12 protein-coding genes, 1 pseudogene and 1 riboswitch are annotated in these 13,747 nt (G+C 69.9%); of the genes and pseudogenes, 8 read left to right on the top strand and 5 right to left on the bottom strand.

The window, feature by feature from the left end; all coding sequences use genetic code 11:
• From E1J50_RS07565 to thiC, 3 genes and pseudogenes are all read right to left on the bottom strand, one after another.
• A pseudogene (locus E1J50_RS07565) lies at positions 1-213 on the bottom strand (flagellin); the annotation flags it as partial.
• Between the two features lie 134 nt (positions 214-347).
• Positions 348-713 (bottom strand): flagellar protein FlaG, encoded by a 366-nt coding sequence (locus E1J50_RS07560; RefSeq protein ID WP_132252064.1) that lies wholly within the window; start codon positions 711-713, stop codon positions 348-350.
• Positions 714-1,216: 503 nt separating this feature from the next.
• Positions 1,217-3,109 carry a phosphomethylpyrimidine synthase ThiC gene (gene thiC, locus E1J50_RS07555; protein WP_132252061.1) on the bottom strand — a complete coding sequence of 631 codons (1,893 nt, stop codon included), beginning with the start codon at positions 3,107-3,109 and terminating at the stop codon, positions 1,217-1,219.
• A gap of 71 nt (positions 3,110-3,180) precedes the next feature.
• A riboswitch (TPP riboswitch) is annotated at positions 3,181-3,289 on the bottom strand.
• 93 nt (positions 3,290-3,382) lie between these two features.
• Here thiC and E1J50_RS07550 point away from each other — a divergent pair.
• The 3 genes from E1J50_RS07550 to E1J50_RS07540 all read left to right on the top strand — a co-directional run bounded on the left by E1J50_RS07550 (position 3,383) and on the right by E1J50_RS07540 (position 5,860).
• Positions 3,383-4,213, top strand: a complete 831-nt coding sequence (locus tag E1J50_RS07550) for an alpha/beta hydrolase (protein ID WP_132252059.1) — start codon at positions 3,383-3,385, stop codon at positions 4,211-4,213.
• A 72-nt stretch (positions 4,214-4,285) separates the two neighbouring features.
• Positions 4,286-4,660 (top strand): HNH endonuclease family protein, encoded by a 375-nt coding sequence (locus E1J50_RS07545; RefSeq protein WP_132252057.1) that lies wholly within the window; start codon positions 4,286-4,288, stop codon positions 4,658-4,660.
• A gap of 111 nt (positions 4,661-4,771) precedes the next feature.
• Entirely contained in the window at positions 4,772-5,860 is a 1,089-nt protein-coding gene (locus E1J50_RS07540) for an acyltransferase family protein (RefSeq protein ID WP_132252055.1), read from the top strand.
• A 2-nt stretch (positions 5,861-5,862) separates the two neighbouring features.
• Here E1J50_RS07540 and E1J50_RS07535 read toward each other — a convergent pair whose 3' ends face one another.
• Complete coding sequence (locus E1J50_RS07535; protein WP_132252052.1) at positions 5,863-6,714, bottom strand: glutamine amidotransferase-related protein; 852 nt, start codon at positions 6,712-6,714, stop codon at positions 5,863-5,865.
• Positions 6,715-6,973: 259 nt separating this feature from the next.
• On the opposite strand from E1J50_RS07535, the gene E1J50_RS07530 reads away from it, so the two are divergent.
• Together E1J50_RS07530 and E1J50_RS07525 are read left to right on the top strand one after the other, a co-directional pair.
• Complete coding sequence (locus E1J50_RS07530) at positions 6,974-9,172, top strand: transglycosylase domain-containing protein (protein ID WP_132252050.1); 2,199 nt, start codon at positions 6,974-6,976, stop codon at positions 9,170-9,172.
• Positions 9,173-9,307: 135 nt separating this feature from the next.
• Positions 9,308-10,861 (top strand): GGDEF domain-containing protein, encoded by a 1,554-nt coding sequence (locus E1J50_RS07525; RefSeq protein ID WP_132252047.1) that lies wholly within the window; start codon positions 9,308-9,310, stop codon positions 10,859-10,861.
• A 15-nt stretch (positions 10,862-10,876) separates the two neighbouring features.
• On the opposite strand, the gene E1J50_RS07520 is transcribed toward E1J50_RS07525, so the two are convergent.
• Positions 10,877-11,716: an aldo/keto reductase gene (locus E1J50_RS07520; protein ID WP_132252044.1), complete on the bottom strand. Its 840-nt coding sequence runs from the start codon at positions 11,714-11,716 to the stop codon at positions 10,877-10,879.
• 265 nt (positions 11,717-11,981) lie between these two features.
• Between E1J50_RS07520 and E1J50_RS07515 the strand changes: the two genes are divergently transcribed.
• From E1J50_RS07515 to E1J50_RS07505, 3 genes are read left to right on the top strand one after another with little or no spacing between them, the layout of a single operon-like run.
• Complete coding sequence (locus E1J50_RS07515; protein WP_132252041.1) at positions 11,982-13,079, top strand: adenylate/guanylate cyclase domain-containing protein; 1,098 nt, start codon at positions 11,982-11,984, stop codon at positions 13,077-13,079.
• A 17-nt stretch (positions 13,080-13,096) separates the two neighbouring features.
• Complete coding sequence (locus E1J50_RS07510; protein ID WP_245516471.1) at positions 13,097-13,276, top strand: hypothetical protein; 180 nt, start codon at positions 13,097-13,099, stop codon at positions 13,274-13,276.
• A gap of 1 nt (position 13,277) precedes the next feature.
• The gene (locus E1J50_RS07505) at positions 13,278-13,745 is read left to right on the top strand and encodes a YaiI/YqxD family protein (protein WP_132252037.1); all 468 of its coding nucleotides are present in this window, start codon (positions 13,278-13,280) and stop codon (positions 13,743-13,745) included.
• The last annotated feature ends 2 nt before the right edge of the window (positions 13,746-13,747 follow it).

Raw genomic sequence — 13,747 nt, 5'->3', positions numbered from 1 at the left:
GCCGTTCGAGATGCCGTCGAGCAGGCCCGAGAGCGCGCTCGAGCGGTCGTTCAGCGAGGCGGCGGTGAAGAAGTTGATCGGGTTGTCGAGGGCGCTCGCGACCTTCTTGCCGGTCGAGAGGTGGTTCTGCGTCGTCGCCTGAAGCGAGGCCGTGTCCTGAAGGGACAGAAGGCTCGAACGGACGGACGAGTTGAGTGAGATACCAGCGGACATGATGGATGCTTCCTGTGCAGTTCTGTCCTCCGTCATGGAGAACATCGTCGTTGTGGACCGGGGCCTCTTGCGGCCGCGTTAAGTGAGACAGTTAAATTTGTACGATCGCCGACTTTTCCGGCCGGCGCGCCGGATCAGGCCCGGCGCTCCACCGCGGCGCCGGGCTTCTGCGCCGCCGCCTCGCTCGCCTCCCGGGCATAGACCCGGGCGCGCAGGACGACCTCGTCGGGGATCTGGATGACGACGTCGCCGCTCGCGGGGTCGACCACTTGGTAGACCAGCGTCTGGCTCTCGGCGTCGCGGGTGTAGGCGCCGCTCCGCGCGTTCTGCTGCGCCGTCTCGGCCGCATTGCGCGTCTCGGCCGCCTCGCCGATCGAGAGGGAGACCGCGGGCGCGAGCGCCGCCTGCGCCTGCGGGCGCGCGTCCTGACGCTGCGGGGTCGACGGGACCGAGGCTGCCGGGGCGACCGGCGGGGATGTTGCGACGGCTCTGATGTCCATGGCCTTGCTCCTGTTGGAAGCAAACGAGCCCCATCAAGTCGCGAACACCGTTAGCACGCTGTAAAATTCGGGCCGCGCCCCGTGCGGACCTCGAAAAAGCGTTAAAAGATCGTGAGCACGAACGACGAAATGACGAAAAAATCACGGGGCCGAAAGAAATGAATTTCATCTTTTGGCAACAGAACCTTCGGGCCCCCTAGAATTTCTTGATCGGAAAAGCGTCTATCGCGCGCCGCGTCGTGCCCCGCGAAGCACTGATCGCGATCTACGTGCCCGTGATCGGCGGAAGATCGCATGCGATCACGTTCTGACCTTCCCGGACGGGGCCTGACAGGATCCGGGGATGCGGTTCGACGGGGCGGCCGGACGACACATCTTCTGATTTCAAAGGCGCGGCTGCTCACGTTCCGGTGGAGGTTCCGGCCCGGAACGAGAACGGCCGGCCGGGAGCCCGTGAGCGCCCGACCGGCCGATGATCGCGGTATTCGTCCGCTCGCGGAAGGCTATTCGGCGGCGTCGACGTAGAGCTTGCCGCCCTCCGCCAGGAATTCCGCCGACTTCGCCCGCATTCCGGCCTCCCGCTCGGCGCTCGACATCACGGGCGCGGTGTGGATGACCTCGCCCGCTTCCTCCATCGCCAGAACCTCGGCGCGAAGATCCTGGGTGATCTTCATGGAGCAGAATTTCGGCCCGCACATCGAGCAGAAATGCGCGACCTTGTGGGCATCCTTCGGCAGGGTCTCGTCGTGGTAGCTGCGCGCCGTATCGGGATCGAGGGAGAGGTTGAACTGGTCCTCCCAGCGGAAATCGAACCGGGCGCGCGACAGGGCGTCGTCGCGCAGCTGCGCCGCAGGGTGCCCCTTGGCCAGATCGGCCGCATGGGCCGCGATCTTGTAGGTGATGACGCCGACCTTGACGTCGTCGCGGTTCGGCAGTCCCAGATGCTCCTTCGGCGTGACGTAGCAAAGCATCGCCGTGCCGAACCAGCCGATCATCGCGGCGCCGATGCCCGACGTGATGTGATCGTAGCCCGGCGCGACATCGGTCGTCAGCGGTCCGAGCGTATAGAACGGCGCCTCACCGCACTCGCGCAGCTGTTTGTCCATGTTGACCTTGATCTTGTGCATCGGCACGTGGCCGGGGCCCTCGATCATGACTTGGCAACCCTTGTCCCAGGCGATCTTCGTCAGCTCGCCCAGCGTCTCGAGTTCCGCGAACTGCGCCGCGTCGTTGGCGTCCGCGATCGAGCCCGGCCGCAGCCCGTCGCCGAGCGAGAACGAGACGTCGTAGGCCCGCATGATGTCGCAGATCTCGTCGAACCGCTCGTAGAGGAACGATTCCCGGTGCCCGGCCAGGCACCACCGCGCCATGATCGAGCCGCCGCGAGAGACGATGCCGGTGACGCGCCGGGCCGTCAGCGGCACGTGCGCGAGACGCACGCCCGCATGGATCGTGAAGTAATCGATGCCCTGCTCGGCCTGCTCGATGAGGGTGTCCTTGAACACCTCCCAGTCGAGCTTCAGAGGATCGCCGCCGACCTTCTCCAGCGCCTGGTAGATCGGCACCGTGCCGATCGGAACGGGAGAATTGCGGACGATCCACGAGCGGATGTTGTGGATGTTGCGGCCCGTCGACAGGTCCATCACCGTGTCGGCGCCCCAGCGCGTCGCCCAGACGAGCTTCTCGACTTCCTCCGCCGCCGACGAGGTGACGGCCGAGTTGCCGATATTGGCGTTGATCTTGACGAGGAAGTTCCGGCCGATCGCCATCGGCTCGAGCTCGGTGTGGTTGATGTTGGCCGGGATGATGGCCCGCCCGAGCGCCACCTCGTCCCGCACGAATTCCGGCGTGATGAAGGGCGGCAGCGCCGCGCCGAAGCTCTCGCCGTCGGCGAGCTTGGCCTCGGCCTGCTCCAGCATCGCCGCGCGGCAGAGGTTCTCGCGATGGGCGACGTAGATCATCTCCTCGGTGATGAGGCCGGCCTTCGCGAACTCGTACTGCGTCACCCTCTGGCCCGGCCCGGCCCGGCGCACGACGCGCTCGGCGGGGCAGGGGGCCACGAGCTTGTCCTCGCCGACGAAGCCGTTGTCCTCTGGCTTGACGGCGCGCGGCTCGACGGACGCGTAGCCGCGCTGGGCGATCCAGGGCTCGCGCACGCCCGGCAGGCCGGCATTGAGGTCGATGCGCGCATCCGTTTCCGTGTAGGGACCCGACGCGTCGTAGACGCGCACCGGCGCCTCGGTGGGCTCGCTCAGCACGATCTCGCGGTAGGGCACGCGGATGTCGTCGCGGCCGGCGACGGTGGCGTACACCTTGCGCGAGCCGGTGATCGGACCGGTCGTCACGGTCTCGGGGCTGCCCTTCGGGAGGTCTTGGGGTCGGACGGGTGCGTTCATCGTGGATCTCTCCTGGCGTTGGAGCGATCCGAACTCGTCACAGGTCAGAATGGGCGCGGCCGCCGAGTCGTCTGGCCGCGAGTTCCCGTCCCTCCGCCGGTATGAGCCGGATCAGGTTCAAGGGTCAGGACGGAGCGCCCAATCTCAGCCCCCTGTCTCGGGGCTCCCCTCGGAACGGTTCAAATCTCGACGCCGCGCCCCGCTTTGTCAATGCGCGCATCGGTCTCCTTGCGGCGGGGGCGAGCGTAGCGTCACCTCCCGGCAGCGGACCGCATGCGCATCGTCAGCCTCCTTTTCCTCTCGGCGACCGCCCTCTATGTCGGCGCCGTCGGCCTTCTCGCCGCCTTCCAGCGGTCGCTCATCTATCCCGGCGCGTCGCTCCCGGGCGCTCCGATCGCGGCGGATCCGCCGGAAGGCGTGCAGAGCTTCGGCCTGCGAACCGGGGACGGCGAGACCCTGCGCGCCCTCTGGCGGCCGCCCGAGCCGGGCTGCGGCGTCGTCCTCACCTTCCACGGCAACGGCTCGCGGCCGGAGCCGCACGCCGCGCGCTTTGGGGCCGGTCCGTGGGCGGCGAACGGCTGGGGCGTGCTCGCCATCGCCTATCGCGGCTACCCGGGATCGACGGGAAGCCCGAGCGAGGACGGGCTCCTCGCCGACGGCGAGGCGGCCTACCGCGAGGTCGCCCGGCGCGCGCCGGGCGCCCCGATCCTGCTGCACGGTCACTCGCTGGGCACGGGCGTCGCGGCCGCCCTCGCGCGCGGGCATGCGGCCCTCGGCCTCTATCTCGAGGCGCCGTTCGACTCGATGGCCGCCATGGTGCGCCTGCGCTTCCCCCTGGCGCCGCCCGGCCTCCTGCTCGACACCTACCGAAGCGACGAGCGGCTCGCCGGCGCGACGATCCCGGTCCTGATCGTCCACGGCCTGTCCGACCCGGTGATCCCGGCGAGCTTCGGCCGAAGGCTCGCGGAGGCGGTCGGGCAAGCGGCGCATTTCGAGGCGGTGCCGGGCGACCACGTCTCGATCCTCGGCACGTCGGACGGGAAGGCCGAGGCGTTCTTCCGCGGGCGGATCGAGGCGCGGTGCCTGCCGAGCACGGCGGAGTGACGCGCCGACTCCCGATGCCGGTGCGCCGCCTCATATGACGGGTCTGGCAGGGCGTATCGCGAGGGGAGGGGCATGGTCGGACGGCGGGCTCGGCGCTGGCGGGAGGACGACCCCGCGACCCAGGATAACCCTCGCTCGGAGCCCGTGATCTGCCCACTCTGCGAACGCCCGATTCCGGCGCGTTCCCGGTCGAGCCTCCACCACCTCACGCCCAAGCTGAAGGGTGGTACCCACAAGGGGACGGTGCGCCTGCATCAGATCTGCCACTCGGCCATCCACGCCCGCTACAGCGAGGCCGAGATCGCGCGGCGCCTGTCCGCCGTGGAGGCCCTTCGCGAGGACCCGGAGATCGAGCGCTTCGTCGCCTGGGTGCGGACGAAGCCCGATGATTTCCACGCCGCCACCCGCATGACGCGCGATCGCCGCGGCGCGAAGCGCGACCGCTGAGGGGATTTAACGCCGCGTTTCGCATGTCGTCGGGACGCTCGGCCGCGTAGGGCCGCCCGTTAAGACTGCGCGCGGAGGCTCCGGGGCCGTAGCAAGCGGCGGAGCGTCGTCATGGCGGTGGAGGGTTCGGCACCGGGGCGGCCCGACGAGGCGATGCGCCTCGCATGGGTCGACGTCGCCAAAGGTCTCTGCATCATCCTCGTGGTGATGATGCACTCGACCCTGGGAACCGGCGAGGCGATGGGTGCGGAGGGATTCATGCATCCCGTCGTCGCCTTCGCCAAGCCCTTCCGGATCCCCGATTTCTTCCTGCTGTCCGGGCTGTTCCTCGGCCGCGTGATCGATCGGGACTGGCGCCTCTTCTCCGATCGCAGAGTGGTGCACTTCGCCTATTTCTACGGGCTCTGGGTCCTCATCCAGTCGGCCGCCAAATACGCCCAGATCGTCGACGGGGCCGACCCAATGGCGTTCCTCGCCCATCTCGCACGGGCGCTCGTCGAGCCCTACTCGACGCTCTGGTTCATCTACCTCCTGGCGGTTTTCTCGGTGGTCACGAAGCTCCTGCGCGGTGTGCCCCCGGCCGTGCTCCTCGGGCTCGCCGCGCTCCTGCAGATCGTGCCGGTCGCGACCGCGTCCTACCTCCTTGAGGAGTTCTGCGCGCGCTACGTCTACTTCCTCGGCGGATATCTGTTCGCCTCGCGCATCTTCGCCTTCGCCGACACCGTGCGCGCGCATCCCACCCTGGCGCTCGCGGGCCTCGGTCTCTGGGCCGGAATCGAGGGCTGGCTCGCCTTCGCGCCCTCGCCGCTGCCGGGCTTCCCCACCCTCGCGAGCCTGCCGCTCGTCAGCCTCCTCCTCGGAGGAGCGGGCGCGCTCGCCATCGTGGCAGTGGCAGCGCTGCTCACCCGCGCAGGGGGTATCGTCGCGGCTGCCCTCCGGATGTGCGGTCGCCGTTCGATCGTGATCTATCTCGCCTTCTTCCTGCCGATGGCGGCGACCCGGACCCTCCTGGTCAGAACGGGCATCGTCGCCGACGTCGGTCTCGCGAGCCTCCTCGTCACCGCGGTCGCCGTGGTGCTGCCGCTCGGCTTCGAGCGCGCGATCCGGAATACGCCCCTCGCGATCCTGTTTCGCAGGCCGGGCCCGCTGCACATCGCCCCCGAACCGAAGGGCTCGGTCGGCGTGTTTCGGGCTGCCTGACCTCAGCGCCGGGTGCGGGGTCGGACGAGCCGATCGAGGAAATTCGCGATCTCACGACGCCGGTTCGACGCCTCGAGCACCTCCGCTCCGATACCGTGGCGCCACGCGAGATCCGTCCGCTCGCGCGGTGCGGCGTGCAGCGCCTCGAGATCGGCCGCGTAGGCCTCGACCTCCGCGCTCGTCCGGCAGAAGCCCGCCTCGACGACCTCGGCGGCCTGCAGGCGCAGCATCGCGCCGAGCTCGTCGAGATCGAGCTCGGGATGGTACTGCGTGCCCCAGAACACGCCTGTACCCGCACGGATCTCGATCGCCTGCACATCCAGGCGGCCGTTCCCGGCCAGCACCTCGGCCCCGGGCGGCGGCACGATCACGGCGTCGAGATGCATGGCCGGCGCCTCGTAGGAGGCGGGGCGGCCATCGAGCAGCGGGTGCCCGCGCCCGCCCCGGCTGGGTACGAGGCCCCGGGCGAAACCGTATTCGGGGCCGCGCGGATTGCGTCCCGCGTCACCGCCCGCCACGGCAGCGGCAACCTGAACGCCCCAGCAGGAACCGAAGACCGGAAGCCCGGCGTCGAGCGCCGCGCGCATCAGGTCGAGTTGCCGCCGCACCGCCGGGCGATCCTCCGTCACGTGCAGCGCCGAGCCCGTCAGGACCAGGGCGTCGAATCCTGCGAGATCGGCACCCGCCGGCAGCGCCGCATCGACGTCGGCCGGACTGATCAGGGTGCAGGAGACGTCCGTTGCGAGCGCCTTCAGGAGCGCGGCGTAAGCCTGCGCCGAGGTTCGCCCCGTCGCGCGGAGATGCTCCTCCCGGGCATCGCGGACATTTCCGTCCGCGACGAGACAGTGCAGCATCCGTTCCAATCCGATCCATTCGAGAGGGTGCCCGGAAACGGGCCTGCGGGAACGGGGTACCTTGCGTACCGTTCCGGACCGATCCAGGAGACCCGTCGCCGCACGCCCCGGCCTCTCACGGTTAACGAACCCCGAATTCGACAGGTTAAGGGGGCTTAAACCCGCCGTATTTAGCGTGCGAACCGGAGCCGACCGGGCCGATGCTGCGCGGGGTGCAGCGTCGTCGCCCGATGCCGGGCCAGGACATCGACGGAACCCAATGACGAGAGGACGCGGACGGACGGGCCGGGACGAGCCGAACTTCGACGTGCCGGAAGGGCGCGTCGCGAGCCCGGGCGCCCTCGACCTCCGCCTCTCGCGCGACGATCGGGCGGGAGGCGGCGTGGCGGCAAAGCGAGGAGCGAGCGGGCAGGGGCAGCGCGGGCGCGCGGCCCCCGCGGGGCGACGCCCGGCGGCCCCGCCGCGCAAGGCCGCCAAGCGCCGGGGATCGTTCCTCGGTCGGCTCGCCTATGCCGGTATCGTGCTCGGCCTCTGGGCCGTCATCGGCGTGGCCGGGCTCGTCGCCTATCACGCCTCGCAATTGCCGCCGATCGACCAGCTCGCCGTTCCGAAGCGGCCGCCGAACATCGCGATCCTGGCAAGCGACGGCTCCCTTCTCGCCAATCGCGGCGAGACGGGGGGACGCGTCGTGAGCATCAAGGAACTCCCGCCCTATCTCCCCCGCGCCTTCGTCGCCATCGAGGATCGGCGGTTCTACAGCCATCTCGGCGTCGACCCGGTCGGCATCGCCCGCGCCATCGGCCAGAATCTCACGCGCCGCGGCGTTGCGCAGGGCGGCTCGACCCTGACCCAGCAGCTCGCCAAGAACCTGTTCCTGACACCCGAGCGCTCGGCCTCGCGCAAGATCCAGGAAGCGATCCTGGCCCTGTGGCTGGAGCACAAGTACACCAAGGACGAGATCCTCGAACTCTACCTCAACCGGGTCTATTTCGGTGCTGGCGCCTACGGCGTCGAGGCGGCCGCGCAACGGTATTTCGGCAAGCCGGCCAAGAGCGTGAGCCTCGCGGAGGCCGCGATGCTCGGCGGCCTCGTCCAGGCGCCGTCGCGCCTTGCGCCGAACCGGAACCTGCCGGCGGCCCAGACCCGGGCCGCACAGGTTCTCGCCGCCATGCAGGATCTCGGCTTCGCCAAGCCGCAGGACGTGAAGGTCGCGCTCGCTCAACCGGCCCGGCCCGCGAGCAGCCGCGGCGGCGGCTCGGCCAACTACGTCGCCGACCTCGTGATGGACGTGCTCGACGATTACGTGCCCAAATTCGAAGCGGACATCGTGGTGCAGACGACCGTCGACACCGGCCTCCAGGCCGCCGCGGAGAAGGCCCTCGTCGATGAGCTGAACGCCAAGGGAGGCCGCTACAATGTCGGCCAGGGGGCGCTCGTCTCAATGCGGCCGGACGGCGCCATCCGGGCTCTGATCGGCGGCCGCGACTACGCGCAGAGCCAGTTCAACCGGGCAACCACGGCCAAGCGCCAGCCCGGCTCCTCGTTCAAGCCCTTCGTCTATCTCGCGGCGGTGGAGCGCGGTGCCACGCCCGACACGGTCCGCGAGGATGCGCCGATCAAGATCGGAAACTGGCAGCCGGAGAACTACTCGCACCAGTACGAAGGTGCCGTCACCCTGCGCACGGCGCTGGCGCTCTCGCTCAACACGGTGGCGGTGCGCCTCGGGCAGGAGGTCGGCCCGAAGAGTGTGGTGCAGACGGCGCAGCGCCTCGGCATCACCTCGCCGCTCCAGGCGAACGGCTCGATCGCGCTGGGCACCTCGGAGGTTACGCCGCTGGAGATGGTCGGCGCCTACGGTGCCTTCGCCAACGGCGGCACCGGCGTCATTCCCTACGTCGTCGCCACCGTGAAGGGGACGGACGGCAAGCTCCTGTACAAGCGCGGGGAGGGCGGGCTCGGCCGCGTCATCGACCCGAACGCCGTCGGCATGATGAACGCCATGATGCACGAGACCTTCGTGATCGGCACCGCCAAGAAGGGCGACATCCCGGGCTGGGACCTCGCCGGGAAGACCGGCACGAGCCAGGATTTCCGAGACGCGTGGTTCATCGGCTACTCGGGCACCCTCGTGACCGGGATCTGGCTCGGCAACGACGACAGCGAGCCGACCAAGAAGGCGTCCGGCGGCAACCTGCCGGTCGAGATCTGGAAGAGCTACATGACGGTCGCGCTCAAGGGTCAGGCCCCGGTGCCGCTGCCCGGCATGAACCGCTGGCGGAAGGCGCCGGAGACGACCGCCTCGGTCGCGTCGGCCGGGGGACCGACCGGCGGCCTCCTGGGCACACTCCTCGGCGAGCCGCAGCCGGCACCGCGGCCGCAGGCGAGCCAGCAGCGGCAGCGGGGTCCGAGCCAGGACGACCGCAACTTCCTGGAGAAGCTGTTCGGCATCGGCGAGTAGCGGTCGCGCTCCGGTCGTTCAGGATCCGTTGAGCATCCGCGACGGTTCCGGACACCCGAAGGGGTTGCGTAGGGCTTCGCTCACGACTTGTCGCTTCAATGTCATCGAGCGGCGAAGCGTCGGGGGAAGGGGAGCATGCGAGCGCGGTGGCTGAGCGCAGCGACAGCGCATCTCAATGACCGCGCCTCGCGTCTCATCGCGATCCTCGGCGTCTCGGTCACCGCCGGCCTGTGCGCGCTCGGCCTGTACCTGATCTGCGACATGCGCCATGGGGCGTGGCTCCAGGCGGAGCAGGGTGCCCAGAACCTGCTGAGCCTGATCGAGCAGAGCATCGCCCGCAACGTCGAGATGTATGACCTCTCGCTGCAGGCCGTGGCCGAGGGGGCGGAAGATCCGCAGATCTCGAACCTCGATCCCGCGATGCGCCGCCGCGTCCTGTTCGACCGGGCGGCCTCGGCACCGGGCCTCGGGATCATGCTCGTGGCCGACGAGACCGGGCGGATCCGGATCGCCTCGGACCCTACGGTGCCGACGACGGCTACGCTCATCGAGAACCCGGATTTCAAGGCGCTGCGCGATGATCCCTCCCTTGGCCTTGCTGTCAGCGGACCCCGCCTGTCGCGGGTGAGCGGAACACCGATCCTGGCGCTGAGCCGGCGGGTGACCAAGCCGGACGGCTCGTTCGGCGGGATCGTCAGCGGGGCGATCCATCTCTCCTACTTCCAGCGACTGTTCGAGCGGCTGCACGTCGGGCAGGGAGGGGCGATCAACCTGTTCCAGACGGACGGCACGCTGCTCGTGCGCCACCCGCATCTGCCGCAGGTGGTGGGCCGCAGCGTCGCGTCGGGGCCGGCCTTCAAGCGTTTCAAGGAGCTGGGTCGCGGCGTGATCGTCGAGCGCTCGGCCATCGACGGGGCGGCGCGGCTCTACGCCTTCGCCCAGCTCGACGGCCTGCCGCTCATCGCGGACGTGGCAGTCGGCGCACAGAGCATCCGCGCGGTCTGGTGGCCGCGGGCACAGATGGTGATCGCCCTCACGCTGGGGCTCAGCGCGGCAACCCTGAGCCTGACCTTGCTGCTCCAGCGCGAGGTCCTGCGCCGGGCGGCCGCCGAGGCCTCCTCGCGGGCGGCCAATGCGGAACTCGAGACCCTGGCGCTGACGGACAGCCTCACCGGGCTGCCGAACCGCCGCCGCTACGACGAGGCCTTCGCCCGCGAATGGCGCCGCGCCGGTCGGACTCAGATGCCTCTGTCGCTGCTCCTGATCGATGCCGACAGCTTCAAGCACTACAACGACCATTTCGGCCACCAACGCGGGGACGAGGTGCTGAAGACCGTCGCCCTCTGCATGACCCGGCACCTCGACCCGATCGACGCCCTGGCCTGCCGCATCGGAGGCGAGGAATTCGCCGTCCTGTTGCCGGGCGTCGAGGCCGCGGCGGCCCGCCTGATCGCGGAGCGCATCCGCCGCGAGATGGTGCGGATGGAGATCCCCCACGCCGAAGCGGTCGGCGGAACGGTCACGCTCAGCGTCGGGGTCGCCAGCCGGGTTCCGGACGCGGATGAGACGTCCGACATCCTGTTCCGCGATGCGGATGCGGCGCTCTACGAAGCGAAGCGCAGCGGCCGCAACCGCGTGCGGCTGGCGGAGACCTCCGATCCGCGCGGATCGATGCTGCGCAGCGCCTGAGGGCGGCGCGCAGCCTCACAGCATCGGCAGGGTCTTCGGGCGCCGTCCTCTCGGAAACTGCGCGTCGAGGGCGGTGATCTCGGCCTCGTCGAGCGCGAGATCCCGCGCCGTCGCGTTCTCCGCCGCCCGCGCCGCCCGGCCGGTCTTCGGGATCGTGAACGTGTTGTCGAGCCGCGTCAGGAAGGCGAGGGCCACGGCGTGGGGCGTGGTCCCGTGCGCCTCGGCGATGCGGGACAGGAGGCGCCCATCCCCGCTCGTCGGGTCGGGGAAGTCGCCGCTCCCGAAGGGCGAGTAGCCGACCATTGCCACGCCGTTCGCCGCGCACCAGGGGATGACCGCGTGCTCGATCGAACGTTCGCGCAAGTGGTACAGCACCTGATTGCAGGCAATGCGGTAGGGCCCGGCAATGCGCAGAGCCGCCTCGAGATCGTCGACGTCGAAGTTGCTGACGCCCCACGAGAGGATCTTGCCGTCCCGCCGCAGATCCTCGAAGCCGGCGATCGTCTCCTCCAGGGGATGGTTGCCCGGCCAGTGCAGGAGGTAGCAATCCAGGCGGTCGGTCCGCAGCCGGCGGAGCGACTGCTCGCAGGCCCGCACCACGCCGCGGCGCGTGGCGTTGCCGGGAACGACCTTGGAGACGAGGAACACCTCTTCCCGCAATCCCGCGATGGCCTCGCCGACGATCGCCTCGCCGTCACCGTACATCTCCGCGGTGTCGATATGGGTCAGGCCGGCATCGACGCCGGCGCGGAGAGCCGCGACCGCCTCCGCCCAGAGGCTCCCGTCGATCCGCCACGTCCCCTGGCCGATGACCGAGACCCGCTCACCCGTCGACCCGAAGCTGCGCGCGTCCATGCCTGCCTCCTCGCGTGCGGATCCGGTGTCGCCGGGAGGGCCGTGGGGGCCGCCGACGGGTCCGCGCGCGGCGTCGCTGCCGCCGCCCCGCGCTTCATCCCGCGCCTTATTCGCGCCATCATGGGGGAATGAGCAATGGGCATCGGCGCGCGGCGGCGATAACTTTAGGCCAAGGACCCGTCGTGCTCGCTGCCGTTCTTCCCGCAAGCACGATGTCCTCCGGTGCGGCTCCGCCGTTGGGCGCCACGGGGCGGAGGGCCGGCTGATGCTGCCGCAGCACCGCTGGTTCTGGGTCCTGATGCTGCTGGCCTGCGGCGGGGCCGGCCTCCTCTACAACGTCATCTTCGCGGGGGGCGCGACGCCCCTCGCCGGGCTCACCTACGGGCTGTGTGTCGGCGGTGCAGGGCTCGCCTTCGACCGTGGCCTGATCCTCGCCGGCCTGCAGGCGCGGATGCGTCGCCTGCCCGCGATGCTGTACGTGCCCGCGGCCGAGCTCGCCTACGTGCTGATGATCGCCCTCGGCATCGCGCTGGGTGGGCTGGTCGTCTGGTGCTTCGGCCTCACTGACGATTCGCTGCAGACCGCCGTGAAGATCACGCCGCGGGTGCTCGCCTACTCCCTCGCCGTCTCGGCGCTCCTCGTCTTCGTGGTTCGGATGCGCGACCTCATCGGCGGCGAGGTGTTCGTGAATTTCCTGGTCGGGCGCTATCACAAGCCCGTGCGGGAGGAGCGCATCTTCCTGTTCCTCGACGTCGTCGGTTCGACGGCCTTCGCCGAGACCCACGGCGACCTGCGCGCGCAGGCCTATCTCAGCGCCGTCTTCGCCGCCCTCGCCGAGCCGGTACGCCGCAACGCGGGCTCGACCGACGATTACATCGGTGATCTCGCCATGATCACATGGCCGATGGCGCGGGGCCTGAAGGATGCGCGGTGCGTCACCTGCGTGTTCGACGTCCGCGACCGCATCGAGGCGGAGGCCGAGGCCTGGATGGCGCGTTTCGGCACGGTGCCGCGGCTTCGCGCAGCGCTGCACGGCGGCTCGGTTGTCACGGCCGAAGTCGGCGTCGACCGGCACAAGATCGCCTATTTCGGGGATGCCGTGAACGTGACCTCGCGTATTGAGTCCCTCTGCCGCCCCCTCGACGCGGAGATCCTGATCTCGGAGGATCTGCTCGCGCGCCTCGGCTCCCTGCCGCCGGGGATCACGGCGCGCTCGCTCGGCGCCCACACCGTGCGCGGGCGCGGTCAGCCGCTCTCGGTCGCAACCCTGGAACGGTCCTCAGGGCCGCAGACATGGGAGGCGAACGCCGCGCCGGTCGCGGGGGCCGGCCCGCGCCGCCGTCAGGTCTCGGGCGCGCGCTGATGGGAAACGGCTCCGGCATGACCTGGCGCACGCCGCTGCGGCTCTCGCTCCGCTTCGGCCTGCCGATCGTCGGGATCGTCGTGATCGGCCGGGCGATCGTCGCCTCGATCGGTGGTGCGATCGAGCGCAGCCATTTCGCCCTCGGGATCCTGCTCATCGCCCTCGGCTTCGCCGCGCGGCTCGTCCGGGGCCGATGACATGAGCACCGAGATCGCGATCTACGTCGACGCGGACGCCTGCCCGGTGAAGGACGAGACGTATCGCGTCGCGGGCCGGTACGGCCTCCATGTCTACGTCGTCGCCAACAGCTTCCTGAATCTTCCGCGCGAGCCCTGGATCGAGCGGGTCGTGGTCGGCGACGGCTTCGATGCGGCCGACGACTGGATTGCCGCCCGTGCCGGGCCGGGTGCGATCGTGATCACCGCGGACGTGCCGCTCGCGAGCCGATGCGTCGGGCAGGGCGCGACGGTGATCGCACCGACCGGCAAGCCGTTCAGCGAGAATTCGATCGGCCTCGCGCTCGCGACGCGCAACCTGATGCAGGATCTGCGTGAGGGTGGCCTGATCACCGGAGGCCCGAAGCCGTTCTCCGCCCGGGACCGCTCGGCCTTCCTCGGCGCGCTCGACCAGGCCGTGAACCGCCTCCGCCGAGCACGCGCGCGCTGAGC

It is taken from the genome of Methylobacterium segetis (assembly GCF_004348265.1).
GTDB lineage: Bacteria > Pseudomonadota > Alphaproteobacteria > Rhizobiales > Beijerinckiaceae > Methylobacterium > Methylobacterium segetis.
Note: the sequence above shows the minus strand (reverse complement) of the source record. Positions and strands in the feature narration are given on the sequence as shown.